26 protein-coding genes and 1 pseudogene are annotated in these 24,534 nt (G+C 43.7%); 19 read left to right on the top strand and 8 right to left on the bottom strand.

The window, feature by feature from the left end; all coding sequences use genetic code 11:
- The first annotated feature begins 188 nt into the window (after positions 1-188).
- Together FW774_RS03300 and FW774_RS03295 are read left to right on the top strand one after the other, a co-directional pair.
- Entirely contained in the window at positions 189-1,787 is a 1,599-nt protein-coding gene (locus FW774_RS03300) for a T9SS type A sorting domain-containing protein (RefSeq protein WP_187774790.1), read from the top strand.
- 75 nt (positions 1,788-1,862) lie between these two features.
- The gene (locus FW774_RS03295; protein ID WP_149346712.1) at positions 1,863-3,488 is read left to right on the top strand and encodes a T9SS type A sorting domain-containing protein; all 1,626 of its coding nucleotides are present in this window, start codon (positions 1,863-1,865) and stop codon (positions 3,486-3,488) included.
- 55 nt (positions 3,489-3,543) lie between these two features.
- On the opposite strand, the gene FW774_RS03290 is transcribed toward FW774_RS03295, so the two are convergent.
- From FW774_RS03290 to FW774_RS03280, 3 genes are all read right to left on the bottom strand, one after another.
- The gene (locus tag FW774_RS03290) at positions 3,544-3,846 is read right to left on the bottom strand and encodes a chaperone modulator CbpM (RefSeq protein ID WP_149346711.1); all 303 of its coding nucleotides are present in this window, start codon (positions 3,844-3,846) and stop codon (positions 3,544-3,546) included.
- Between the two features lie 10 nt (positions 3,847-3,856).
- Positions 3,857-4,759 (bottom strand): DnaJ C-terminal domain-containing protein, encoded by a 903-nt coding sequence (locus FW774_RS03285; protein ID WP_149346710.1) that lies wholly within the window; start codon positions 4,757-4,759, stop codon positions 3,857-3,859.
- A 72-nt stretch (positions 4,760-4,831) separates the two neighbouring features.
- On the bottom strand, positions 4,832-6,898 hold the full coding sequence (locus FW774_RS03280) for a glycoside hydrolase domain-containing protein (RefSeq protein WP_149346709.1): 2,067 nt from the start codon (positions 6,896-6,898) through the stop codon (positions 4,832-4,834).
- 142 nt (positions 6,899-7,040) lie between these two features.
- On the opposite strand from FW774_RS03280, the gene FW774_RS20780 reads away from it, so the two are divergent.
- Positions 7,041-7,283 (top strand): hypothetical protein, encoded by a 243-nt coding sequence (locus FW774_RS20780; RefSeq protein ID WP_317132754.1) that lies wholly within the window; start codon positions 7,041-7,043, stop codon positions 7,281-7,283.
- A gap of 278 nt (positions 7,284-7,561) precedes the next feature.
- Positions 7,562-7,732: a hypothetical protein gene (locus FW774_RS20335; protein WP_187774789.1), complete on the top strand. Its 171-nt coding sequence runs from the start codon at positions 7,562-7,564 to the stop codon at positions 7,730-7,732.
- Positions 7,733-7,766: 34 nt separating this feature from the next.
- Here FW774_RS20335 and FW774_RS03270 read toward each other — a convergent pair whose 3' ends face one another.
- Positions 7,767-8,990, bottom strand: coding sequence for an FtsX-like permease family protein (locus FW774_RS03270; protein ID WP_149346708.1), 1,224 nt, complete (start codon positions 8,988-8,990; stop codon positions 7,767-7,769).
- A 3-nt stretch (positions 8,991-8,993) separates the two neighbouring features.
- Positions 8,994-9,629 (bottom strand): MBL fold metallo-hydrolase, encoded by a 636-nt coding sequence (locus FW774_RS03265; RefSeq protein ID WP_149346707.1) that lies wholly within the window; start codon positions 9,627-9,629, stop codon positions 8,994-8,996.
- 285 nt (positions 9,630-9,914) lie between these two features.
- On the opposite strand from FW774_RS03265, the gene FW774_RS20585 reads away from it, so the two are divergent.
- The 13 genes and pseudogenes from FW774_RS20585 to dinD all read left to right on the top strand — a co-directional run bounded on the left by FW774_RS20585 (position 9,915) and on the right by dinD (position 20,191).
- Positions 9,915-10,280 (top strand): phytoene desaturase family protein, encoded by a 366-nt coding sequence (locus FW774_RS20585; protein WP_242457691.1) that lies wholly within the window; start codon positions 9,915-9,917, stop codon positions 10,278-10,280.
- Entirely contained in the window at positions 10,240-11,220 is a 981-nt protein-coding gene (locus tag FW774_RS03255; RefSeq protein ID WP_242457690.1) for a helix-turn-helix transcriptional regulator, read from the top strand. The genes FW774_RS20585 and FW774_RS03255 overlap by 41 nt, the downstream gene beginning before the upstream one ends.
- Before the next feature lie 72 nt (positions 11,221-11,292).
- Positions 11,293-11,844: a dihydrofolate reductase family protein gene (locus FW774_RS03250; RefSeq protein WP_149346706.1), complete on the top strand. Its 552-nt coding sequence runs from the start codon at positions 11,293-11,295 to the stop codon at positions 11,842-11,844.
- 179 nt (positions 11,845-12,023) lie between these two features.
- Positions 12,024-12,278, top strand: a pseudogene (locus tag FW774_RS03245) (phytoene desaturase); the annotation flags it as partial.
- 277 nt (positions 12,279-12,555) lie between these two features.
- The gene (locus FW774_RS03240) at positions 12,556-13,188 is read left to right on the top strand and encodes an Abi family protein (RefSeq protein WP_149346705.1); all 633 of its coding nucleotides are present in this window, start codon (positions 12,556-12,558) and stop codon (positions 13,186-13,188) included.
- A gap of 92 nt (positions 13,189-13,280) precedes the next feature.
- Positions 13,281-13,904 (top strand): lysophospholipid acyltransferase family protein, encoded by a 624-nt coding sequence (locus FW774_RS03235; RefSeq protein WP_149346704.1) that lies wholly within the window; start codon positions 13,281-13,283, stop codon positions 13,902-13,904.
- Positions 13,905-14,999 (top strand): glycosyltransferase, encoded by a 1,095-nt coding sequence (locus tag FW774_RS03230; RefSeq protein ID WP_149346703.1) that lies wholly within the window; start codon positions 13,905-13,907, stop codon positions 14,997-14,999.
- Positions 14,969-15,625, top strand: a complete 657-nt coding sequence (locus FW774_RS03225; protein ID WP_149346702.1) for a carotenoid biosynthesis protein — start codon at positions 14,969-14,971, stop codon at positions 15,623-15,625. The genes FW774_RS03230 and FW774_RS03225 overlap by 31 nt, the downstream gene beginning before the upstream one ends.
- Positions 15,626-15,813: 188 nt before the next feature.
- Positions 15,814-16,662 carry a 4-hydroxy-3-methylbut-2-enyl diphosphate reductase gene (locus FW774_RS03220; protein ID WP_149346701.1) on the top strand — a complete coding sequence of 283 codons (849 nt, stop codon included), beginning with the start codon at positions 15,814-15,816 and terminating at the stop codon, positions 16,660-16,662.
- Between the two features lie 95 nt (positions 16,663-16,757).
- Positions 16,758-17,324, top strand: coding sequence for a DUF5946 family protein (locus FW774_RS03215; RefSeq protein ID WP_149346700.1), 567 nt, complete (start codon positions 16,758-16,760; stop codon positions 17,322-17,324).
- A gap of 144 nt (positions 17,325-17,468) precedes the next feature.
- Positions 17,469-18,140 (top strand): fatty acid desaturase, encoded by a 672-nt coding sequence (locus FW774_RS03205; protein ID WP_149346698.1) that lies wholly within the window; start codon positions 17,469-17,471, stop codon positions 18,138-18,140.
- Between the two features lie 84 nt (positions 18,141-18,224).
- Positions 18,225-19,244 carry a ferrochelatase gene (gene hemH, locus FW774_RS03200; RefSeq protein WP_149346697.1) on the top strand — a complete coding sequence of 340 codons (1,020 nt, stop codon included), beginning with the start codon at positions 18,225-18,227 and terminating at the stop codon, positions 19,242-19,244.
- A 107-nt stretch (positions 19,245-19,351) separates the two neighbouring features.
- Positions 19,352-20,191 (top strand): DNA damage-inducible protein D, encoded by an 840-nt coding sequence (dinD, locus tag FW774_RS03195; protein WP_149346696.1) that lies wholly within the window; start codon positions 19,352-19,354, stop codon positions 20,189-20,191.
- Between the two features lie 2 nt (positions 20,192-20,193).
- Here dinD and FW774_RS03190 read toward each other — a convergent pair whose 3' ends face one another.
- Positions 20,194-20,913: a YoaK family protein gene (locus tag FW774_RS03190; RefSeq protein ID WP_149346695.1), complete on the bottom strand. Its 720-nt coding sequence runs from the start codon at positions 20,911-20,913 to the stop codon at positions 20,194-20,196.
- A 183-nt stretch (positions 20,914-21,096) separates the two neighbouring features.
- Positions 21,097-21,453 carry a hypothetical protein gene (locus tag FW774_RS03185; protein WP_149346694.1) on the bottom strand — a complete coding sequence of 119 codons (357 nt, stop codon included), beginning with the start codon at positions 21,451-21,453 and terminating at the stop codon, positions 21,097-21,099.
- 184 nt (positions 21,454-21,637) lie between these two features.
- On the opposite strand from FW774_RS03185, the gene FW774_RS03180 reads away from it, so the two are divergent.
- Together FW774_RS03180 and namA are read left to right on the top strand one after the other, a co-directional pair.
- Positions 21,638-21,976, top strand: coding sequence for a single-stranded DNA-binding protein (locus FW774_RS03180; RefSeq protein WP_149346693.1), 339 nt, complete (start codon positions 21,638-21,640; stop codon positions 21,974-21,976).
- Positions 21,977-22,459: 483 nt separating this feature from the next.
- Positions 22,460-23,521, top strand: a complete 1,062-nt coding sequence (namA, locus tag FW774_RS03175; protein ID WP_149346692.1) for an NADPH dehydrogenase NamA — start codon at positions 22,460-22,462, stop codon at positions 23,519-23,521.
- 71 nt (positions 23,522-23,592) lie between these two features.
- Here the strand turns inward: namA and FW774_RS03170 are convergent, their stop codons facing one another.
- Positions 23,593-24,531, bottom strand: coding sequence for an NAD(P)-dependent oxidoreductase (locus FW774_RS03170; RefSeq protein ID WP_149346691.1), 939 nt, complete (start codon positions 24,529-24,531; stop codon positions 23,593-23,595).
- Positions 24,532-24,534: the final 3 nt, after the last annotated feature.

Genomic DNA, 24,534 nt, shown 5'->3' with positions numbered 1-24,534 from the left:
ATACCAAGGCTACCACTACAGGTAAAAAATTTTTAGCATTGAATGCCTCCAGGTTTAAACGACATTAAAAGAGTTTTAACTAAAATTAAAAGCGTTCCCGGCGCTGCAACACTACTTTAGGCATTACAATTTAACGCATCAGACAAGTACTGTTTGCTCAATTAATCACATTATAAATGATACATTTTATGAAAAAATTACTTTTACTATTATCAGGTATTACCTCATCCGGGATGCTGTATGCACAGTTTGCACCGGACAATTTGGTGGCGGTAAAAAACACTCCAACGGCAATAACAACAAACAGAGCGGCCACTATAAGTTTGGTAGAACTAACCACTGCCGGTGCAGCAGTCTCAGAAACCACGGTAGGCTCCAACAATTTTTATGTGGGAATGGCTTCAAGTACCAATAATAACGGAAACTTAACCTTATCTACAGATAATAAATATCTGACGATGTATGGCTATTCTGCATTGCCTTCATCATCATCAACAAATGTTCAAAGCACAACAGATCCACGTGCCGTAATGGTTGTTGGCGCAGATCAAACGCCTCATATTATTACCATTGGTCTTCACAGCGGTACACAGGCACGCTCTGCTGTAGCTTATCCTATCTCAGTAAACAGCTACGGCATATATCTCGGTGGTGGCGGTTCAGGTGGTGATGCAAACTCCTATTTACAATATGCTATACTAAATACTTCTGATTATACACTCGCAAATCCTACGCAAATAGCAGCAAACAATACTGCCGGAGTTAAGATTTTTAATGGTCAGTTGTACAATACCTCACCGGCTTCTCCAGGAACATTGAATAAAATTGGCGACGGCCTGCCAACCACAACTGCAACCCCTACTGGCTTAGTGTCTTCAACTACTCCTGTAGATTTTGTGATGTTTGGTAATAGTTTATTATATGTTGCCGACGAAACCACTGGTATACTTAAATTTTATTCTAACGATGGCGGAACTACCTGGAGTGCGGCCGGTTCGGTAAATTCAGGTATCACCGGCGATGAAGGTATCCGTTTCATGACCGGGCGCTTAGAAGACGGGAAGGTAACCCTATATGCGGTAACTGCACTTTCACAAAAAAACAGCGTGGTTAAAATAGTGGATGAAACATCATCGGCAACAACCATTAGCAATGGCACTTCGGGCGTTACAATAAGTACTCTCAATACCCTCACCGGCAACAACGGTTATCGTGGCATAGCCTTTACCCCAAACAGCACCGTAACCCTGCCCGTTTCGCTGGCATCATTCAGCATTAAAGCCGAAAGCAAAGGCGTGGTATTAAAGTGGAGCACAGCATCTGAGCAAAATAATTCGCACTTTGATGTTTTGCGCTCAACAGATGGCGTAACGTTTACCAAAATTGGCGAAGTAGCCGCTTCGTCGTCTGCTACCGCTGTGAAATATTACAGCTTTACCGATATTTCTGCCCAGGCAGGTGTAAACTATTATCAGCTAAAGCAGGTAGATTATAATGGTGATGCTAAGCTGTACGGCCCTTATGCCGCCAACGTCGCGTTAACGGCAAATGATGTAAAAATACACGCCACAGATAACGCTGTTGAAGTACTTGTTTCGGCCATAAGCAATAGCAAAACGCAGGTATCGGTTATGGATTTAACCGGCAAAAAATTAGCCGGGGTAAACCAGGTGCTGAACCAGGGAAGCAATAAAGTACAAATTCCTGTTTCGCTGAATACCGGTGTATATGTAGTTGAGTTAAAAGGACAGGGAATCAGCTATTCACAAAAGATCATTAAAAACTAATTGAATTGGTTATTCAACAGGGGGCGTACTGTCCGTTACCGACAAGTACGCCCTTATAATTTCAGGCACTGTAATATGAGAATCTTCCTTGCTGCATGGTTTATCCTGGCTTTCACGGTTTCAGGTTACGCCCAGTTTGCTGCCGATAATCTGGTTGTATCGCAAACAAGCGGCACAACAACAACCGGGGTTACGCTAAGCCTGGCAGAATACAGCCTTACCGGCGAGCTGAAAAGCACCACCGCCGTAGGGGCATCCAATTTTTACGTGGGCGGGGCGGCAAGTTCGGCAGCCGAAGGTGTGCTGGCACTCTCAAGCGATAACAAGCTCTTAACCCTGTACGGTTATTCACGCACCAGTCCCACCACGGCCGGGCCATCAAACAATACATCAGCGGATAACCCCCGTGCATTGGCTGTTATAGATGCCAGCAAAAACCAAAGCATTATTACCGTGGCAGATGTTCATTCGGGGCAGGCAGCTAAAAGCGCTATCGCGATACCGCTTAGCTCAAACACGTATGGCGTTTACCTGGGAGGCGCCGGAACCGGTGCGGCTACCGGCCTTCAATATGTTACCATTAATACAGCAACCAATCCGGCCACACTGGTTAATGCGCCGGTTTCGCTGGCTAAGGTCAATACCCGCAGTGTCAAAATTTTTAACGGACAATTGTATGTCAGCTCAAGTTTCCAGGCTGATAAACGTCTGCTTGCCATAGGTTTGGGAACGCCAACCGCAACCGGGCAAACCGCCGTAAGCTTACCAGCACCTATCAGCCAGTTGGAAACGCCCAACGATTTTATTTTTTTCGGCAGCAACCTGTTGTACGTAACCGAAGAAAATTCCGCAACCGGAGGCATCAAAAAGTTTTATTTCGATGGCACCCAGTGGATACTGCTTGGGCTTATTGATTCCGGGATTGCCAATGATTACGGTTTCAGGGGGCTGACCGGTCGCCTGGAAAATGGTGTGATCACGTTATACGGTGTTACTTCCTCGAACACGCAAAACAGCCTTGTTAAAATAACGGACGCAACACCCCGCGATGCTGCTACCGACCGCTGTACCGCCGGAGTATCGGTACAGGTTTTGGCACGGGCTACCGAAACCACCGGCTTCAGGGGAATTGCTTTTACGCCGAATAGTAACATTGTCCTTCCGGTATCGTTAACCTCGTTTACGGCTAAACTAACCGGCTCTGATGTACTGTTGCAGTGGACAACCTCCTCGGAGCAGAACAATTCTCATTTTGAAATACTGCGCTCATCCGACGGCAAATCGTTTGTAACCATCGGCAGCGTTGAGGCAGCCGGCAGCAGTTCAAATGCAAATAAATATTCTTTTAAAGACAGCAAAGCGCAAAGCGGCGTTAATTATTATCAGCTGAAACAGGTAGATAAAGATGGAAGATCGGCATTATACGGGCCGGTATCGGCAAAGCTCGCTTTACGCGATGCTGATTTGCAGGTGCAGGCAAGTGCAAACGCCGTAAACGTTACCCTGTACGCTGCCGCCGATAGTAAAAATACACGCATTATCCTGTATGATATTAATGGAAAAAAGATAACGGAGCAAACCGTGAATATCAATGCCGGCATTAACCAGGTTAATATTCCGGTAACACTGATTTCTGGTGTTTACCTGCTCAAAATTACCGGGCAGGATATCTTACTATCGAAGAAACTGGTGAAAGGTTAGCTTTAAGTTTTTAACGCTGACAGGGTTTGAAACCCTGTCAGCGTTTATCCTAAAATCACCCTTCCAGCCGTTCGTAAAAGCTCAGGCGGTTTTTAAGTTCGGTTACCTGTTGTTGCAGGTTTTCCATACGGTCAAGCAGCCCGGCTACTACATCCAGATCATCGGCCTGAATGTCAAGATCCTGGTGCAGGCGTACCAGCCTCTCAACCCGGTTAAGCTGCTCATGCGGCAAATAGGCTGTTTTACGGATAATTTTAGTTTGTATCAGTCCGCTTTGCTCTAATATGCTGATAAACGAAACATCGATATGATGGTGTGTACAAAACTCGCTAACCAAAATCAGATTACTTGTTTCCATGGCTTAACAGTTACAGGGTTGACAGTTTTTTAAACAGCTCTTTTTGTTCGCTGGAAAGGTTTACCGGCAGCTTAACCTGCCAGCGGATATACAAATCGCCAAAATGGCCCTCTTTTTTGTACACCGGGAAGCCTTTGCCTTTTAAACGAATTTTTGTGCCGTTTTGCGTTTCGGGCTTTATGGGTACTTTCACCATACCGCCAAGCGTTTCAACGGTTTTTTCGCCGCCAAGCACCGCCGTGTACAAGTCGAGATCTTCGTTAATATAAATATCGTTTCCCTTTCGCTGGTAACGGCTGTCTTCGGCAATGATAAAGGTAATATACAGATCGCCTGCAGGCCCATTGTTAACGCCGGGACCACCGTACCCGGATAGCTTGATCTTTTGCCCGTTTTCTATACCGGCCGGAACCGTAATGCGGATGTTTTTACCATTAACGGTAATGGTTTGCTTGTGCGTGGTATAAGCATCCCGCAAGGCGAGATGCAGCTCTGCCTGGTAGTCCTGTCCACGGAAGCGTGCCTGTTGCCTGCTGCTGCCGGTAGTACGTCCGCCACCAAACATAGAAGCAAAGAAGTCAGAGAAATCGCCTTCGTCAAAGCCCCCTGAATAACTGTAACCGCCGTCGTAGCTGCTTTGCCGGTGTTGCCGCTGCTGTTGCTGACGAGCCTGCTCAAACTGTTCGGCATGCTGCCAGTCTTTGCCGTATTGATCGTATTTTTTCCGCTTTTCCGGATCGCTCAATACTTCATTGGCCTCATTGATCTGCTGAAATTTTTTGTTTGCCTCCTTATCATCGGGATTTAAATCCGGATGATATTTTCGGGCAAGTTTCCGGTAGGCTTTTTTAATATCATCCGCGGAAGCGTTTTTATCTATACCCAGAATTTTGTAGTAATCAATATAATCCATAATAACGTGTGATAAGACCGATTTCTGTTGTTAAACACGGATTTTATCACTTGGTTTTCAGATTCAAATGTATTACTGTTTAATGGATGGTACAAATAAATTGGTATTGCCATAGGATTGCGGCTTACTATCGGCAATTATTTCCAAAGTTCCGCCTTTTACAATTTCCGCATGTTTAAGCCAGGTACGTCCAATGTCCTTGCCGTTTAAAAGCATCTGCCTGATATACATGTTTTTATCGTCGAAATTCCTCACCGAAACCGTGAAGTATTTATTAGGGGCAACCTCTATTTTAACGGTTTTAAAATAAGGTACATTGACATAATAAACCGGGTAGCCAACCGATGCCGGGTAAATGCCACAGGCCGCCAGCACAAACCACGACGACATGGCGCCGCCGTCATCGTCCATAGTACGTAAATATCCGTTAGGCGCATTGCGATAAATTTTGCCGATATAGGCGCCCACATCACGTTCGTTGGTGTTAAAGTAGTTTTGCACCATGGTATCTAAACCTATCTGGTGCATTAAACGCTGGCTTTTCCAGGTTTGTGCGGTGGCATTGTAATACACCGGCGCCTGTATATCAGGTTCGTTGGAGTGACAGTAGAAATTGTCGTCAAAAAAGGTGTCGAGCTGACCGGTAAATTGCTTTTCGCCGCCGCATAAATTGATCAGCCCGGCCAGATCATACGGAACCAGCCACCGGTATTGCCAAACCGTTCCCTGGTACATGCCGCGGGCAGGCATTTTATCCACATCTTTTTTCTTTACATCCTTAAAATCTTTTTGCCACGCTTCCTGGTAAAGAGTTTTGGCTTTTTGAAGGTATTCACCGGCTGCAGTCTGCTGCTTGCATATTTCCGCAATCTGCGAGAATGCCCACAAATCATAAGCGGTTTCCAGCTTTTTATCCGGACTTTTCGCTTCAATATGATCCACTTCGTGCTTCACAGAATCATAAATGGAGTTAAAATCTATCCGATAACCTTTTCGTGCCGCGTCAAGCAACACAACCACGGCATGTTCTGTACGTACGGTGTTCGATGGCTCGTTTTGGGTAGCATAATCTTTTTTACCGTAGCGGTACAAGTTAGCGATAGACCAGGCAATAGCCTGATACCGGTCTGTAAAGGCAAACGACAGCAGCGGAAGCTGGGTTTTGTAATTGTCCCAGATGCTCCATCCGTTGTAAACCGGTTGCCCGGAGGTTTGCAGCGAACCGTCAATGGCCCGGTAACGGCCATCGGCAGCTGAAATGATGTATGGCGACTGGATTGCCCGGTAAAGCAATGAATAGAACAGCTTTTTCCGTTCGGCATCGCCTTCTACCCGGATATGAGCCAGTTCGCGGTTCCAGGCGGCGCTGCTATTTTCCTTAACCTGACTGATATCGCCGGCAGGCAGGTTTTTGATGGCGTCGTTCACATCTACCGACGAAAGCCCAACACGGACATCGAGGTTTGTTGTGCCGGATGAATTTAACACCGCGATAAGCTGATGGGTATCTGCCGTGGTTTCTATGCGGATGCTTTTATCAAATTTCAGGCAAAAAAACAGTTTGTAAGTCCCTACGCTGCACGTGGTTTTTGCCTGTATCCATCCGGAAACCGTATTCTGATCAACAGTATGCTCTTCGGCAACAAAAGCGTTATTGAACGCGTGTGAGAAATCGATAAACAGCCTTTTATCCTTCACATTTGCCGGAAAGATATATTGATGAATGCCGCTATACTGGTGTACGGCAAAGGATGCCTTAAGTCCGTTATCAAATTTTACGGTATAATATCCCGGCGAGGCCTGGTCATATACTTTATTAAGCTCAACGTCTTTGTAATTATCTCCCCAAAAGGGTTTGACAAACAGTACGCCTCCACTACCTTTACAGCCTACGCCTTCAAAACGGTTATGGGTAAATCCAAGGAATTTTTTAGCCAGAAATTCGTACCCGGGATGTATATGCGGACTGGTTTGCGGTCCGATGCTTAAATAACCGAAAGGTGAGGATGCCGCAGGCGAAAGCTGCCCGTGGTCGCCGGAAGTTCCAAAGAACGGATTTACTTCGCTGGTAAGATCCTGAGCCAACAGGTTACTAAAAATAAACAAGTGTAATAAAAGAAGCGTGTATCTGTATTTCATTATCGGAGGTTTATAACAAGGCACAAATGTATTAACTAAATTGATTTAGCAAAATCTTTTAGGGAGAAAATCTTCGGTTATAGCAAATGTCAATTAGCTTTAAACGCTTGGGTACCATTTGAAAATTTCGTAATTTCACATAGTGAAAAAGAGAGATGGAGTTCAGTTGGATTTTGTAGTGGATAAGTTGACACACTCTATCCAAAATACTATTTCGGGAGATAGCTTTCCGACTGAGGTAGCAAGGTTTACTATAAGAGATACCAGACAAACTATCAAGAAAAACGGCTGGAATTTCAATTGGAAATCTGAACTCAATAATGATCTGAATGAAGTTTATAAATTGACCATTATTCATAATCCGATATTATCCAAGGTCTTCTAAGCATACGCAAGGAAACTGATCATATTTTTATGAATCTGCTTGAAAATGCACCATTCAATATCAGCAAAAATAAACTTTATGAAGGTGTAGCTGGAAATCTCGTAGCTTTTGCATGCAAACTCTCGTTTCAATTCAGATTTGATGGCTTCGTGGCATTTACAGCCAAAACCAACATTATGAAGATACGTTGGGTGCACATCACTTTGGCGGACATAGAATGATTATACCTACAAAATCAGCGAAAGTATTGGTTGAAAAATATTTTAAAACATAAAATAATGGGATTTATAAAGGAACCAAAAGGTGTCGACTTTATCATACAAAGCGAACCATTAACAGACAAAGACAGACAGGAAATCAGCAAGTTTATAGCCGATTACAAGGCTAAAAATAAAAAGAAACATCCGGCAAAATCGACAACAAAACATCCGGCGAAAACAACAATTTAGGATAACCTGTTCTCTAATTACAAGTATTTAATTCTTATTCCACCTGCAGCCGCATGTCCTGCTTTACACTTAATCGTGATGAAATACCCGAGGCTATCGCCGAAATAACCACCACGGTGAAAAACACCAGCAGAATATCCAACGCCCTGAAACTAACCGGGTAAGCGTCAACCACCATATTTTCGCCGCCCATTTTGATCAGTCCATAATGTTGCTGAATAAGCGCCAGAACTATTCCCAGGGCTATTCCCACTGCGCAACCAACCAGGGAGATCATCATCCCTTCGGCAAAAAAGATATTGCGGATCAGGCCATCATTTGCACCAATGCTTCGTAAAATGGCAATGTCTTTCCGCTTGTCCATTACCAGCATGGTAAGCGAACCGATGATATTAAAAATGGCGATAATGAGCACAAACGTGAGTATGAAAAATATAGCCCATTTCTCGGTGTTAAGTATCTTATAAAGCAGCTGGTTTTGCTGCACGCGGTTTTTGACCACAAACTGCGTTCCGAGCTTCCGCGATAGCTCCTCCTGGTAGTTGCTTACAGAGGTTCCGGGTTTAAAATTAAGCTCTATGGCCGAAACGCCTTCATGCTCATCCAATAACTGCCGGGCGAAAGCAATAGGAACAATAATCATTTCATCGAACTGCTGCTGCAGCTCAAAAACCCCGGCGGGCTGAATATCCATTTTGATAAACTCGTCGGCAGGATTAATGGCATTGCCACCGCCTTTGCGTGGCGAAAACAGCTCAAGCGTGCTGAAATGATCATGAATGTTCACACCCAGGTAGCTTTGCACTACCGACCCGATCACAGCACTGGGTTCGCCGTTTTTACCGAGGTCAAAATTACCCTGGATCATGGCACTGTCTATCCCTTTTTGCCGGGCAAAATCAGCGCTTACTCCTTTAACCAGCCCGATGTATTGTCCGTCGTTATAGCGAATCAACGCCTTTTCCTGCAATACTTCGGTATAGCTGGCAACCTGCTTACCGGCTTTCAGGTTTTTAAAATCAGGGCCATCAGCCACAAAGGTTTTGCCTTTGGCCGGCTCAATACGCAGCTCGGGCGTAAAGGTATTATACATGGAAAGGATGAGCTGCTCAAAGCCGTTAAAAACCGACAGGATAAGTATTAATGCCGCACTGCCTACCAGCACACCCAGCATGGAAATGCCCGAAATGAAGTTAATGGCATTAAAGGACTTCTTTGAGAACAAGTACCGTTTGGCTATGTACAGCGACGTATTCATTGTTTAAAAGAATGGATTGTGCTGCTTTTCAAACCCGATGGAAGTTTCTGGTCCGTGACCGGGATATACGATACAATCATCAGGAAGAGCAAACAGCTTTTCGCGGATGTTCTTTAAAAGCTGCCCGTGGTTTCCTCCCGGGAGATCGGTTCGGCCGATGCTTCCCCGAAACAGCACATCACCGCCGATCAGGAAGTTATCGGCCTTGCTATAAAAACACAAGTGAGCCGGCGAATGTCCCGGGGCAAAGATCAGCTCCAGCTCACTGTTACCAAAACGGATGATTCCGGTTTCAGGTAAAAAGGTTTCGGGCAAAGGCGATACATCGTAATGCATGCCCATTTGCGGCGCATACGCCGGAACGGCCGATATAACCGGTAGCTCGCCTTCGTGAAACTGCGGATACAAGCCATAGGTATCGTAAACCAGCTTGTTGCCCAGCACATGGTCAATATGGCAATGGGTGTTAAGCAGCATAACCGGCTTCAGCTTTTCGTGAGCAATAAATTTCAAAACCTCGTTCTGCTCATCGGCGCCGTACATACCCGGGTCAATAATTACGCACTCACGGGTTTCGTCAAACAGCAGGTAGGTGTTTTCCTGATAAGGGTTACAAACAAACGACTGGACATGGATCATACCTGCAAAGGTAAACAAATGCTAACACGCGTACCTACTCGCCTCCGGTAAATTCTGTTCACCGTATCCTGATCTGTTTTAACTTTTCTATATTCTCTTTGGTTTTTGTTAACAGTTTGATAAGTCCTAAATCAATGTTTTCCTTAGGGTTTTCGATGTGATAAACGGTAACGGATAGCCTCATCCGCTACCTACAACGGCTCTAACCCTTACTAGGCTCCCGCAACCTTAAACATTATTCCGCATTTCGAGCAGCATTTCGGGGCATATTTCCCCGATGACGGCATGCAAAGCATTGTGCGGAGTCTGCTGAAACTGGCTTCGGAAACCGGCGTGAAGTTCAGCTACCGTTCAAAGGTTACCAGGATTCTTACCGACAAAAACAGGGTAACCGGTATTGAGGTAAACGGGAAACAGGTAAACGCGGATGTCATCGTTTCAAACATGGATGTTTGGTTTACTTACAGGCAACTGCTTAACGAAAGGAATTTCCCTAAACGTGTACTGCGCCAGGAAAGAAGCAGTTCGGCCCTGATATTTTACTGGGGCATCAGCAAGCGCTTTGAGCAACTGGATTTGCATAATATCTTTTTCAGTGAGGATTATGAGGATGAATTCAGGCATATCTGGCAACACCAAAACCATCAGTAACGATCCTACCATTTATATCAATATCAGCTCCAAACGTCAATCCGGTGATGCTCCCGAAGGCTCCGAGAACTGGTTCGTGATGATTAATGCGCCGGCAAACAGCGGTCAAAACTGGAATATACTTATCGCGGAAGCACGGCAGTATATCCTAAAAAAATTAACCCGGATGTTAGCGGTCATTGTATCGAGTGCACAACAGAAAGCAATGGAGTACAAAAAGATAAAACCTGACAAAGACTTAAAGCCCTTTATTCATTTTTATTGGGAGCTGAAAGGAAACGAACTTGAAAAACAATGGGAACGGGTTTTTCCGGACGGTTGTGCAGGCATATTAATAAATTTGGGAGATACTTGTTTAACAGATAACGGTTCGCTTTCTATGGAGTTTGGAAAAACGTATGTAGTTGGTGCGATGACTTCATTTAAAGACAGTTTTATTGATAATAATACTCATTTAGTAGGCGTGTGTCTAAAACCAGCGACTTTTATTAATTTCTATAATTACGCCCCACAAAATGAATTGACGAACGATACCATTGAGTTTGAAAAATCCAATTCATTTAATGTCGCTAAAATTCTCAACAGCCCATCAGACTATTTTAACCAATTTTTTTCCGAGAGAATAAAAATCAAAAATAATCCGTTACAATCGGTTATTAATGATATTCATTCAACAAACGGACAAATCAGCATTTACGAATTATCAAAACGAAATTTCACAACTGTCAGACAATTAGAGCGGAATTTTAAAAAGTTTGTTGGACTATCCCCGAAAGAATATTCAAACATTATTCGCTTTCAAAAGGCTTTGAGCATTATCAAAAATTCAAATAAAAATCGAAGTTTTTTAGATATTGCTTTTGAATGTGGCTATTATGACCATTCGCATCTTACTAATGAAATCAAACGAAATACAGGACTTTTGCCATCACAACTTTAAAATGTCGCATTTTTACAAAGTGCAAATAGTCGCCTAAAACTAACTTTGCAGAAACATTAAGATTTAAAACAAATGCGAAAAATATCACTTTTTATTGCAACAAGTTTAGACGGCTATATCGCAAAACCAAATGACGACCTTACTTTCTTAAAGCTTGTTGAAAAAGCAGGAGAAGACTATGGTTATGCAGAATTCACAGATACTATTGACACATTGATTATTGGTAGAAGAACTTATGATTATGTACTTAAAGAAATCGGTGTTTCTCACTACGACAATGGCGAAAGGAACGTGTATGTTATCACAAGGACAGAAAGACCAAGTATTGGTAAGACAACATTTTATACAGGAAACTTGACAGAATTGGTACGACAACTGAAATCAGAGAACGGAAAAAATATTTATTGTGACGGTGGCGCAGAAATAATAAACGAACTTTTGAAAAATGACTTAATTGATGAGTTCATTATTTCTGTCGTTCCTGTATTGCTTGGCAATGGAACACGACTTTTCAAAGACGGCAGACCCGAACAAGAACTTGAACTTGTGAATACAAAAACGTTTGAGACAGGATTAACACAACTACATTACAGACGAAAAAAAGAGAAAACAACGAACCGCTAACATCGGTTTTGCAAAAGAGCGGGTTAAGTAAAAAACTCAACGTCTGTAATTCTATCACCGCATAAGCCATTTTTATTTCCTTTTTTGTAATTTAGCAAATAGAAAATGGCTTATGCTACGGTAGTGCTAAATTGAACTTTTGTGCTTCTATTTCCGCTCCTTCGCAAAGCCGTTTCTCGTTAGGCGAAGATATCAGCAAGCTGATTGTATGCGAAGAGATTCTCGACCCGCGAAAAATAGAGCATCAATCCTCCTCTTACCAGGGATCGCTGTATGGCACGGCATCCAACAACCGGTTCGCGGCTTTTTTCAGGCATGCTAATTTTTCTTCGAAATGCAAGGGCTTATATTTTACCGGCGGAAGTGTACATCCCGGCGGCGGTATTCCGCTGGCACTGCTTTCAGCCAGAATTGTGGATGGGTTGATTGAATAAATTAATCAAATCCATAGTAATCCAATTATAAGCGTATTGATGTATTACCTAATTCGCATAGATGTATTATTTACCACAAATATACACTTACAGAAAAGGATTTAAAGGGACTTCTGCTTTTGTTAGTCTTGCATTTTGGGTTAACAAGACTCCTATAAAAAACTAAAGCTGCTTTCATCACCAACACGAGTTTGGGAGAGGAGGAAGCAGCATCACAAAACAAATGTACACCATTTTTCGGCTCGGAACAAAAATTTTCGCAAATTTATATCGTTTTATGACCAAACAACAGCTAAAATACTACCTATCAACGCCAAGGTTTAACATATATCTTGCCAAAACGATTAACGACTTTGATAAAGCCTATCTGCTTTACAAGGCAAACATTGAACTTTCTGAAGCCTTCTACCCTATTCTGTCCATTCTTGAAATCAGTTTGAGAAATGCTGTAAATGAAGCATTGAAGGCTCATTTCCAGGATGAATATTGGTTCAAAAATAATTTGCCTGTTGAGTTCTTGCCATTTGTTTCAGAAGCAACACAAAAACTAACAGCACAACGTAAGCCCATTACGGCAGACAGGATGATTGCGGAGTTGAATTTTGGGTTTTGGAATAGGTTGTTTAACAGACACTACACGGGGTTACTTTGGAAACCGTTAAGACTGATTTTCAAAAATACGCCTAAACACTTACGACAAAGAGACACAATCGCAAATGCACTCTATCGCATACGGACATTACGCAATAGAATTTATCATTATGAGCCGATTTTTGGCAACTTACAAGACATAGAAGATTTATACAACGAAATGCTTACGTTCTTGGCGTGGCTTGACCGCGATTTACCGAAACTACTTACTGACATTGACCGTTTCAACAACATATTGAAAAAAGCAAAAGCAATTTAGTCCGTGACAGACTGCAAAAAAGAGCCCATTATAAAGCCCTGATTTAGTACAGTCTTTTTCATTTTACCAATCGTACAGGTATCTTTACCCTGATGTACGGCCCGCGAAAAAATAAGCTGATTTATTGGTTTTTCTCTTTTTATATTGCCCGCAGCATAAAAAGAGACTTCTACACATTTCAGTTCAATGCGGTAGAAACCCATCCCGATCAGGCCATTTTGCTGCTGGCCAATCATTCTTCCTGGTGGGATGGCTTCCTGTTATTCCGGCTTAACCAGCTGCTGTTTAAGCGGAAGTTCCACATTATGGTTAGCGAAGAAAACTACCGTAAAGTTGCCTTTCTAAAATACCTCGGCGCTTTTTCCGTTAAAAAAGGATCAAAAGACATGCTGGAAACATTAGACTATGCCGGAGAATTGCTAAAGGATAAAAATAACCTGGTGGTCATATTCCCGCAGGGAAAACTGTACTCCTCGCATGTTACGCAGGTAGATTTTGAGCGGGGATTGCTCCGGCTGGCACAGTCGGCAGGGAAAAAATTTCAGTATGTTTTAGCCGCCTTATTTACCGATTATTTTGAGCATCGCAAGCCCGGTATAACGGTTTACCTGCACAACTGGCAGGCCGAAGAATTTACCAGCCTGCAGCTTATCAAAAACGCATACAACAAGCATTATGAACGTTCGCGACAGCAACAGTGCGTTAAAATTGTTTAGATGATCATATACTACATTATATTTTTCTTCCTGATCCTCCGCTTTACGGTTACGCTGTTCAACATGATCTCCAACCCGAAGCTCACCATGTCGCCCAGGCGATATACCGATAAGGTTTCGGTACTCATTCCTGCCCGTAATGAAGAAGCATCGTTACCCGGATTGCTCATCTCGCTCATGAACCAGGATTATCAGAACATAGAAGTTATTGTGCTCGACGATAATTCAACCGACCATACTTATCCCGCCGCCGAAAGCCTCTGCAAGCAGGATTCCCGCTTCCATGTGGTAAAGGGACTTCCTCTCCCCGACGGCTGGCTTGGGAAAAACTTCGCCTGCTACCAACTGGCCGAACTCGCAACAGGCGACTATTTCTTATTCCTCGATGCCGATGAACTGGTTGCCGATGGCTTGATCAACAATGCCGTACATCGCATGAAAATGAACAGACAGCACTTGCTCAGCCTGTTTACCAACCAGGAAATGAAAACGTTAGGCGAATACACTGTAGTGCCACTCATGCACTTTGTGCTGCTGAACCTGCTGCCTTTACGTTTGGTACGCTTGTCAAACAATCCCTCGTTCGCCGCGGCCAGCGGCCAGTTCATGCTGTTTGATGCGGAAAATTACCGGAACCGGCAATGGCATAAACAAGTTAAAAACCGTGTGGTAGAAGATATCGAGATTATGAAAGCGCTTAAAGCTGAAGGTTTTAAAGGCGAAGCCTTGCTGGCCAACGGTTATATCCGTTGCCGGATGTATTCAGGTTACGGCGAAGCAATACGGGGATTCGGCAAAAATTTCCTGGCCGGCTTTAACGACAATATTCCCATGCTGCTCATCTATCTTTTACTGGTTGTTTTTGGACCAATTTATGTAGCTGTTTATCTGAATTTCCAATTGCTGTTTTTTGCCGTAACTTTGATCATCCTAAGCCGCGTCATGATTGCATACTTATCCGGCCAAAAGGTATGGATCAACGTTCTGCTCCATCCCATACAAATAATAAATATGCTTATTATTGCAGGCTTATCGATAAAAAATCACGTATCCGGTAACCTGACATGGAAAGGGCGAAAAATAAACCGCTTCTGAAACCCGGCACTAACTGTGCACTCATTATCCTGTTTCATACTGTTGGTCTGATAGGATTTCTGTACCCGGTCTGGACGCCCCTGTTTCTTAAGCTGGTTCCTTTTCACTTGCTGCTCATGATGGCATTGCTCATTGCCGGACAACCCGACCGGCGAAAAGCATTCTGGCTTTTCCTGACTATGGCCTACCTTGCCGGGTTCTTTATTGAACTGCTGGGAATAAGCACCGGAACTATCTTCGGCGATTACCAATACGGCAATACCCTGGGGCTCAAGCTGCTGGATGTTCCCCTGATGATAGGTATTAACTGGTCCATGCTGCTTTATTCCGTTGCCGCCTTTGTGGTGATGCTGCAAATACGTAACCGGGTACAACGAGCCCTGCTCGGCGCTGTTCTATTAGTGCTCCTGGATATCCTGATAGAGCCAGTGGCTGTAAAATACAATTACTGGAGCTGGGCGGATATGAACATTCCTTTCAGTAATTACGTAGCCTGGTTCCTGTTCTCGTTCGTTATGCTGCTTTTCCTGTTCCAGTTCCGGTTCCGGCGAAAAAATATCGCCGCCGCTGTTTTGTTCATTGTGCAGGTATTGTTCTTTGCCGCGTTGAATATTTGGGCGTTTTGAAAAAAGAGTATTGTGTAGTGAGATTTACGATTGCTCAATTGTCGGATTGTTTTATTGCTGAATTGCTTACCAAAAACTGCGATATCACAAATCAAGCTAACCAACTACCCAAAAAACAAAACATCCAAACACCTGACCAACTAAATATTAATTCGTAATTTTGCGAGATTACCAGCACTTCCTGTATCATGAAACGCAATCTTCAGGTTACCATAGATAGTTCGTCGGGGTTTTGTTTTGGAGTGGTGTACGCTATCGACATGGCCGAAGATATCCTGGAACAGGAGGGTTATTTATACTGCCTGGGCGATATTGTCCATAACGATGAAGAAGTAGAGCGGTTGAAGCAAAAGGGCTTGCGCATTATCCGGCACGATGACCTGAAAAAGCTGAAGAACGAAAAAGTGCTGATCCGGGCACATGGTGAAGCTCCCGAAACCTATAAAACAGCACTTGAGAACAATATCACACTGATAGATGCTTCGTGCCCTGTAGTGCTGAAACTACAAAACCGTATTAAAGGCTCGTACGATAACGACGAGAAAATCCTGATTTTTGGTAAGCACGGCCATGCCGAGGTTATCGGTTTGCAGGGACAAACCAATAACGAGGCGCTGGTTTTCCAGGATATTTCAGAGCTTAACGATGCCGATCTTCCGGCAAAGTTTACCCTGTATAGCCAAACCACCAAAAGCACCGACAAATTTTACCAGATCAAGGCCGAGCTAATGGAACGGGGCTATGAGATAAAGGCTAATGATACCATTTGCAGGCAGGTTTCTAACCGCGACGAGGAGCTACGGGATTTCGTCAAAAATTTCGACCGTATTGTATTTGTATCCGGTAAAAAATCATCCAACGGCAAAGTGCTGTATGAGATCTGTAAAGCCAATAATCCAAATACCTATTTCATTTCCAACCCGGATGAACTGACCCCTGAAATGTTCGCTGCCAACGATAAGGTTGGCATTTGCGGCGCCACCTCAACACCGATGTGGCTGATGGAGCAGGTAAAAGCCCAGTTGGAAACGTACTGATGTCAAGTCAAAAGTCAAAATTAAAAACCTGCCAAGCGCTACGTTAGCGGGCATTGTAACGAACGACATCGTAAAGACAAAACAGACAACAGAAAATGCAAGACTTTATCGACCAAGCAACAAAAAATGGTGTAACACTTTCCGACAAAGGGAAATGTCAATTTTGTGGTGCGGACTATCAAAAAGGCATTTTTGACTGTATGGACAATTACAACAATGGACTTGAACTTTTAGACTTTAATAATTCGGAATATCACATTTCAAGATTTTTAAGCGTTGATGCACACGCCTTGCAACATCCAGAAATTCACGGACGGTGGAGCAATCATTTTCACTTGACAAGATTGAATTTAATACTTGACAAAAATCAACATTGGAGCTATAAAAAATCACCGCTATTAAGTGGTTATCTGAATGAATATAAATTAAACAGACAGAGTGAATTTCTTGCTGTTCCAAAACCTTTGGAAAGGGGTAACATAACGGCAAAAGACTTGACTAAGGCGACAACGGCAAACGAATGTGTTGAACTAATAAGAAAGTGGGCGAATGAAGTTTATTATGCTTGGAGTTTAAATCATTCGTTAATTTCAAAAATTGCAGACGGATTTTTAAAGAATGACAATAGTAAAACATACGACAGAAAAACAACGACCCGCTAACATCGTATTGGCGATAGGCGGGCTGAACGTCTTCGTATCAACGGAAGTGCAAAATTCAACTTTTGTTCTTCGATTAAAGTTCAGTGCTAAAAATCCAGCCCATCGCCAATACGCGGCACGTTTCTCTCTACAAAACAATTTACTATGACAAACAGCGGCTCATCCCGGGGACTTTTCATCGCGATTACGCTGATTGCCTGCTGGGGAGTTTGCCTGGGCACGCTGTTAAGCTGGCAGTTTAGCTGGAACAATCCGCTGGTTTATTTCATGGTGCTGGTACAAATGCACCTGTATACCGGCTTATTCATTACCGCTCACGATGCCATGCACGGAACAGTCTCGGCCAACAAAACCGTAAATACGGTTATCGGGCAGGTTTGCACTTTCCTGTATGCGTTGTTTCCATATCGTAAATTATACACTAAACATCACCGGCATCACCGTTATGTACACACCCGGCAGGATCCCGATTATCACGAAGGTAGTTTTGTAACCTGGTATGCCCGGTTTATCGCTCAATATTTATCCTGGTGGCAGATTCTATGCCTTGCCGTACTGTTCAATATCCTCAAGTTAGCATTCCCGGAACGGAATCTTATCCTGTTTTGGGTTTTGCCTTCGCTGCTTAGCACCCTGCAATTATTTTATTTCGGCACCTGGCTGCCGCATCACGGCGAGCATAGCAATAAACACCATTCGCGAACGCAGCGTAAAAACCACCTGGCCGCTTTTCTGTCGTGTTATTTCTTTGGTTATCATTATGAGCATCATGAACACCCCGGCGTTCCCTGGTGGAAGTTATGGCAAATGCGTTGATGCTTCCGCGATGCTAAGTCATCACAGCATCAAAATGACGGTGGTCATTTATTTATCGCCGGTAACTGCTTATTTTTGCCGTCCATGACCGGATCTAAAAAAGGAATTTTACTGGTAAACCTGGGCACGCCTGATAGCCCGTCGGTACCTGATGTGCGGAAATACCTGGATGAGTTTTTAATGGATGAGCGGGTGATCGACATCAACGTGGTTAGCCGGGCCTTGCTTATTAAAGGTATTATCGTTCCGTTCAGGGGACCGAAATCAGCCAAACTTTACCGTGAGATCTGGTCGCCGGAGACTGGATCGCCTTTGTTATATTACAGCATCCGACAAGCCGAATTATTACAACAACGCCTGGGCGATGACTATTACGTGGAACTGGCCATGCGCTATCAAAGCCCGTCTATTGCCGCCGCTTTAGACCGGCTGAAAGCCGCCGGTGTGGAAAGTATCCGCGTTATTCCCCTGTTTCCGCAATACGCGTCCGCAAGCACCGGATCGGTTATCCAGAAGGTGATGGAGCTGGTAAAAAGCTGGCCTACTATCCCCAATATTTCATTTGTCAATTCCTTTCATGATAATGAATTGATGATTAAAACGTTTGCCGAAAATGCCCGCAAACATCAGCCTGAAACGTACGATCATATTCTGTTCAGCTTTCACGGACTGCCCCAACGCCAGTTGCAGAAATGTGATCATAGCGGCAATTACTGCCTGAAACGTGAGAATTGCTGCGAATCCCTCAATCCGACCAATAAATTTTGCTACTCTGCCCAAAGCTATGATACCGCCCGGCGTATTGCTGCCGAGCTTGGCATTAATAGGGAAAACTATACCGTGTGCTTCCAGAGCCGCCTTGGGAAAGATCCCTGGGTACAGCCCTATACCAGCGAAGTGCTGAAAACCCTTGCCGCCGATGGTAAAAAACGCTTACTGGTACTTTGCCCGGCTTTTGTTGCCGACTGTCTGGAAACCGTTTACGAGGTGAGTGTAGAATACCATGAAGAGTTTAAAACACTGGGCGGCGCAAAGGTACAACTGGTAGAAAGCCTGAACGATAACCCGATGTGGATAGAAGCGCTGGCGGAGATGGCGGGATAATTATCCACACATTACCCAACTCACAGAACGAACTACCTTAATTCTCCGGCAATTAAGTAACACATTGTATTTGTATCATTATATTCTAAAGTGTTATATTGGTACAAATGAAAAGGGAGCAAATACAACAATTACTTGAGCAGTTTGAACATGCCTGTTATGATTATAAAGGCATAGAATGTTGGAGTGCACGAGAGTTGCAGGGCATTTTCAATTATAAAGAATGGCGTAACTTTTTAAAAGTTGTTGATAAGGCCAAAGCTGCTTGTAAAAACAGCGAAAATATAGTTTCCGACCATTTTGTTGATGTTAACAAAATGGTTGTTTTGGGAAGTGGATCGCAGCGGAAAATTGAAGATATTGCTCTTACAAGATACGCCTGCTACCTTATCGCTCAAAATGGCGATGCTACCAAACCGGCCATTGCGTTTGCACAGACCTATTTTGCTGTACAAACGCGAAAGCAGGAAATTATTGAACAACGGTTACTTGATATTGCACGGGTAACCGCCAGAGAGAAATTATCTAAATCGGAGAAAAAATTATCGGGAATTATTTATGAAAGAGGGGTAGATGAGAAAGGTTTTGCCATTATCCGTAGCAAAGGCGATGAGGCCTTATTTGGCGGCTTTTCTACCAATGAGATGAAACACAAACTTGCTATCCCGGCAACCCGGCCATTGGCAGATTTTCTTCCGACACTTACCATCAAGGCAAAGGATTTTGCTACCGAGCTAACCAGCCACAATGTGATAGAAAAAGATCTGCATGGAGAGCAACCCATAGCTAAAGAGCACATAGATAATAATTTTGCAGTAAGAAAAATGCTTATAGAACGTGGCGTAAAACCAGAACAACTGCCTCCTTCTGATGATATAAAAAAATTGCAACGCAAGCTGGAAAAAGATGAAAAGCAAGTATTAAAAGATGCCCGAAAAAAGAAATGAGCTCAGCTCAACCGCCTTTTCAACAGCCTCAGCCTGATCCGCACATTATCGTAAACCAAGCCCAGAATAAGTATGACAGCGGCAATAAGCAGCTCATAAAGACCGATAAAAGAATAGAATACGCCACCTGCCACACCTCCCAGGAAAAAGAAATTAATAATGGTAAGTCTCAGGCGTATAGAAGACCGGAGCTTATTTTTCTGCTGCTCCTGTTTGTAAAAAAACAATTGCGATAATTCTATGCCCAGATCAGTAAACAGCCCGGTAAGGTGAGTGGTTCTAACCACAGCATTCGAGATGGTAGTAACCAGCGAGTTTTGCAGGCCCATGGCGAAAAGCAGGCAAAACGCCAGTAAATCCGGGTGTTTAAACGCTGTTAACTCACCCCATAAGGCCACTACAGCCAAAATAACACTTTCTATAATTACAGGGATGCTGTAAATGCTGCTACGGTTGCGCCTTGAAATCACTTCTACCAGGAAACTGGAAACGAACGAGCCCAGGAAAAAGAAGAAAATATACAGGAAATAACTCAGTGCCTGCACCAAATTGAGCTTAAAAACCTCGTCAATAAAAAAGGCAAAATGTCCGGTAACATTGGTTGTAAGGCGCTGAACTGATAAAAAGCCTGCCACATTAACAATGCCGGCAATAAATGATAACAGGGAAGCTATCTGCAGATTATGCTTAAAGGTTCGTGTTTTACCTCGGTGCCTGAACATGGGTTAAGTCAATAGTAACCTCTCAGCACGCTGAGCGGATTTTTATCTGGCTTTTTCATCCACTTCAAAAATATCAAATGTATTATTACCCTGTTTAAAATAAATTACCGGGATATTTCCCGAATGATTACTCATTAAGATATCAGTTAAGTAAGAAACCGGCATTGCTATTATGACACAAAGCTATCCATTATCCTCTTTCCTTACCAGCAAATACCAATCGTCGGCTAAGGCAAGGTAGCCCTGGTCATAGCAGAACACATACGTATGCCCGTTCTGAGTTTGGTAATGATGCGTATGATAATTAAAATTAAAACCGGCGTTCAGCAGCTTATTCTTATTAACCTTACTCTTTCCTTCGGGATTCAACTTTTGCAGGATCTGCCGGTTTTTAGCCAGTATCTTATTCACCTGGTTTACATAACTGTTATCGGTAACCTTTAAACGGTTGTTATAATTACTCCGGCACTGATCGTCACAAAATTTTTTGTCGGCACGGCCCTTTACCACAGCGCCGCAATCTAAGCAAAAACGCTCCATTACGTGGATTTAAAATGGTTTAGGTTATAAATCTACAAAAAATTATCCGTGTATAAACGTTTATACACGAATATAAATGTTTATCATCCGGCTAAATTTTCGCAACGGTTGCAACTTTGTCCTGTCGGTAATCACGATGTATTACCGGTCGTTAACAGATGTTTTACTTTAATAATTTAACACGATGAGCAATTTAAGAAACAGTGTTCGCCTGGCAGGATTCCTGGGCAACCAACCCGAAGTGAAAGTAGTTGGAGACAACAAAAAATTAGTACGTGTATCGCTGGCCACCAACGATACTTACCGCAACGACAAAGGCGAACTGGTAAAAGACACCCAATGGCATAACCTGGTGTTGTGGAATAAAAATGCTCAGCTCGCGGAGCAGTATTTAAATAAAGGCAGCGAGATTACCGTAGAGGGTAAACTAACTTCACGCAGCTACACCGATAAAGAAGGTCAAAAACGTTACGTTACCGAAATCCTGGTAAGCGAGATCCTGATGATGGGCCGTAAGGTTTAGCGGGATTATAAGTTAAAAGTACTTAGCGGACTTATCTCTTACTGAGTCCGCTAAGGCTAAATATACTTTCATGCATATCCTTGGCGTGGAATTTTTCACGCAAAGCTTATTAAGGACTACATAGAGTTCGCAAAGAATGTCCTGGCGCTCTTGACGTGATATTCTCAGCGAGCTTGGCTTGGAATTCTTCACGCTAAGCCCGCAAGGTTTTTACACAAAGCTCGCAAAGAAAAAACTTGGCGTTCTTGGCGTGGCTTCTCAGAGCCCCTTGGCGTGAGCCTTTTCTCACGCAGACCTTGTATAGAATATCCTGGCACTCTTTGCCTGATCAAGCCGATATAGCTTATTATGTAAATTTGATCTCACTTTAACAGCCTTTTAGCTTATTTTGAACAATCAATGACTTTTCTCCAGGCCTTATGACACAATTAAAACAGCCTGGCTAATGAATACCGGTAATTTTGCACATTAAAGAACCGGTTTATGTCAAAGTTATTTTCACCGCTCACTGTAAAAAATGTAACCATCAGAAACAGGATCACTATTTCGTCCATGTGCCAGTATTCGTGTACCGATGGTTTTGCAACCGACTGGCACCTGGTTCATTTAGGCAGTCGTGCGGTGGGTGGCGCCGGACTGGTGATGCAGGAAGCTACCGCAGTATCCCCCGAAGGACGTATATCTTACGGCGATGCAGGTATATGGCGTGACGAGCATATTGAAAAGCTGCAACAAATTGTTTCGTTCATTCATTTGCAAGGGGCGGTGGCCGGCATACAGCTTGCTCATGCCGGGCGCAAGGCCAGTTGCGATCTTCCGTGGAATGGCGGCAAACAATTAAAAGAGGGTATAAACAGCTGGCAAACTGTTGCACCCTCGCCAATTGGCTTTTGGAATAATGACAACGAACCGCATGAGCTCTCTGCCGACGAAATTGGCAGCTTGGTTTACGACTTTAAAACGGCTGCAAAACGTGCATCTTATGCAGGATACCGGGTATTAGAAATTCACGCGGCACATGGTTATCTCATTCACCAATTTCTTTCGCCGTTAAGCAATAAGCGTACCGATGAATATGGCGGCAGTTTTGATAACCGAATCAGGGTTTTGCTTGAAATTATTGAAGCGGTAAAAACCGTATGGCCCAAAGATCTACCGCTCTTTGTGCGTATTTCTGCTACTGATTATGCGGAAGGTGGCTGGGATATTGAGCAATCGGTTCAGCTTGCGGAAATATTAAAAGCCAGTGGTGTTGATTTGATCGATACCTCTTCCGGAGGGCTGGTATCTTATGCAAAAATTAAGCCCGCTCCTAATTACCAGGTGGGCTTTGCAGAACGTATCCGGAAAGAAACCGGCATATTGACAGGTGCCGTTGGATTAATAACGGATGCTTTACAGGCCGAAACTATTTTGCAAAACAAACAGGCTGACCTGGTATTCATTGCTCGTGAAGCCTTACGCGACCCTTATTTTCCATTACATGCTGCCAAAGAATTGGGCGTAGACATCCAATGGCCTGTGCAATATGAACGGGCGAAGTAAAACGCAAGTGAACTTCAGGAATCCTCGTAGCTGCTACATTGCTTCAGATTTTTCAAACTATGAGCCATCAGCTATAAGCCATTTCCCAGCTGCTCTAATTTCTCCGCCAGCACCTCGCTGATTTTGCGGTACGAATCAAATGTCCAGCCGGCAATGTGCGGACTCAATAACACCCGGTTGCTTGCTGCCAGTTCGTTAAACCAGGGTTGCTCTTTTAATGCCGGAAATTTCTCGGTTTCGAGCACGTCGAGCGCTGCTGCAATAATTTTACCGGACTTGATAGCTTGTAGTATAGCCTGTGTGTTTACTATCTCGCCACGGGCGGTATTGACAAAGAAAATCGGTTTGCGGAACCGTTGCAGATAATCTTCCGTAACCAGGTAGCGGCTCTCGGCAGTAAGCGGTATATGCAGGCTTAAGATATCTGCCTGTTCAAAAATTTCATCCATACCGGCTTGCCGGGCAAATTCATCGCCGTAATTCACCCTGTATTTGTCATAAGCTAAAACCGTTACATCAAAACCTTTCAGCTTACGGGCAATACTTTGACCATTATTGCCATAACCAATAATACCAACGGTTTTTCCTTTCAGTTCATAGCCCCGGTTCCCTTCACGGTTCCACACGCCATTACGTACCTCTATATCGCTTTTGCGGAGGTTATTCATCAGCGACAATAACATTCCGATAGCATGCTCACCTACGGCATCGCGGTTACCTTCGGGCGCATTGATACATTGGATATTTTTAGACCGGGCATAATCCTCATCAACATTATCCATCCCTGAACCAGCCCTTGCAATAAACTTTAACTGTTCGCCGGCATCCATCAGTTGTTTGTCGACCCTGAATTTAGTGCGAACCACCAGGCCATGATACCGGCCGATATTAGCCAGTGTATCAGCCAGCGTAAACTGCGGATAATCATCAACCTGGTAGCCCAGTTGCCCGGCACGTTGTTTAAATATGGGATGTAAATCGTCAACAATTAAGATGGCTGGTTTATCCATGCA

The sequence above is a fragment of the Pedobacter sp. BS3 genome (assembly GCF_008274585.1).
Taxonomy (GTDB): Bacteria; Bacteroidota; Bacteroidia; order Sphingobacteriales; family Sphingobacteriaceae; genus Hufsiella_A.
The sequence above is the reverse complement of the archived record's forward strand: the minus strand, read 5'-3'. Positions and strand labels throughout refer to the sequence as shown.

What these genes read in the sequence shown, in the direction of transcription:
- FW774_RS03300 (WP_187774790.1), top strand. Translation starts at nt 189, where the DNA reads ATGAAAAAATTACTTTTACTATTATCAGGTATTACCTCATCCGGGATG.
- FW774_RS03295 (WP_149346712.1), top strand. Translation starts at nt 1,863, where the DNA reads ATGAGAATCTTCCTTGCTGCATGGTTTATCCTGGCTTTCACGGTTTCA.
- FW774_RS03290 (WP_149346711.1), bottom strand. Translation starts at nt 3,846, where the DNA reads ATGGAAACAAGTAATCTGATTTTGGTTAGCGAGTTTTGTACACACCAT.
- FW774_RS03285 (WP_149346710.1), bottom strand. Translation starts at nt 4,759, where the DNA reads ATGGATTATATTGATTACTACAAAATTCTGGGTATAGATAAAAACGCT.
- FW774_RS03280 (WP_149346709.1), bottom strand. Translation starts at nt 6,898, where the DNA reads ATGAAATACAGATACACGCTTCTTTTATTACACTTGTTTATTTTTAGT.
- FW774_RS20335 (WP_187774789.1), top strand. Translation starts at nt 7,562, where the DNA reads ATGGGATTTATAAAGGAACCAAAAGGTGTCGACTTTATCATACAAAGC.
- FW774_RS03270 (WP_149346708.1), bottom strand. Translation starts at nt 8,990, where the DNA reads ATGAATACGTCGCTGTACATAGCCAAACGGTACTTGTTCTCAAAGAAG.
- FW774_RS03265 (WP_149346707.1), bottom strand. Translation starts at nt 9,629, where the DNA reads ATGATCCATGTCCAGTCGTTTGTTTGTAACCCTTATCAGGAAAACACC.
- FW774_RS20585 (WP_242457691.1), top strand. Translation starts at nt 9,915, where the DNA reads ATGCAAAGCATTGTGCGGAGTCTGCTGAAACTGGCTTCGGAAACCGGC.
- FW774_RS03255 (WP_242457690.1), top strand. Translation starts at nt 10,240, where the DNA reads ATGAATTCAGGCATATCTGGCAACACCAAAACCATCAGTAACGATCCT.
- FW774_RS03250 (WP_149346706.1), top strand. Translation starts at nt 11,293, where the DNA reads ATGCGAAAAATATCACTTTTTATTGCAACAAGTTTAGACGGCTATATC.
- FW774_RS03240 (WP_149346705.1), top strand. Translation starts at nt 12,556, where the DNA reads ATGACCAAACAACAGCTAAAATACTACCTATCAACGCCAAGGTTTAAC.
- FW774_RS03235 (WP_149346704.1), top strand. Translation starts at nt 13,281, where the DNA reads ATGTACGGCCCGCGAAAAAATAAGCTGATTTATTGGTTTTTCTCTTTT.
- FW774_RS03230 (WP_149346703.1), top strand. Translation starts at nt 13,905, where the DNA reads ATGATCATATACTACATTATATTTTTCTTCCTGATCCTCCGCTTTACG.
- FW774_RS03225 (WP_149346702.1), top strand. Translation starts at nt 14,969, where the DNA reads ATGGAAAGGGCGAAAAATAAACCGCTTCTGAAACCCGGCACTAACTGT.
- FW774_RS03220 (WP_149346701.1), top strand. Translation starts at nt 15,814, where the DNA reads ATGAAACGCAATCTTCAGGTTACCATAGATAGTTCGTCGGGGTTTTGT.
- FW774_RS03215 (WP_149346700.1), top strand. Translation starts at nt 16,758, where the DNA reads ATGCAAGACTTTATCGACCAAGCAACAAAAAATGGTGTAACACTTTCC.
- FW774_RS03205 (WP_149346698.1), top strand. Translation starts at nt 17,469, where the DNA reads ATGACAAACAGCGGCTCATCCCGGGGACTTTTCATCGCGATTACGCTG.
- hemH (WP_149346697.1), top strand. Translation starts at nt 18,225, where the DNA reads ATGACCGGATCTAAAAAAGGAATTTTACTGGTAAACCTGGGCACGCCT.
- dinD (WP_149346696.1), top strand. Translation starts at nt 19,352, where the DNA reads ATGAAAAGGGAGCAAATACAACAATTACTTGAGCAGTTTGAACATGCC.
- FW774_RS03190 (WP_149346695.1), bottom strand. Translation starts at nt 20,913, where the DNA reads ATGTTCAGGCACCGAGGTAAAACACGAACCTTTAAGCATAATCTGCAG.
- FW774_RS03185 (WP_149346694.1), bottom strand. Translation starts at nt 21,453, where the DNA reads ATGGAGCGTTTTTGCTTAGATTGCGGCGCTGTGGTAAAGGGCCGTGCC.
- FW774_RS03180 (WP_149346693.1), top strand. Translation starts at nt 21,638, where the DNA reads ATGAGCAATTTAAGAAACAGTGTTCGCCTGGCAGGATTCCTGGGCAAC.
- namA (WP_149346692.1), top strand. Translation starts at nt 22,460, where the DNA reads ATGTCAAAGTTATTTTCACCGCTCACTGTAAAAAATGTAACCATCAGA.
- FW774_RS03170 (WP_149346691.1), bottom strand. Translation starts at nt 24,531, where the DNA reads ATGGATAAACCAGCCATCTTAATTGTTGACGATTTACATCCCATATTT.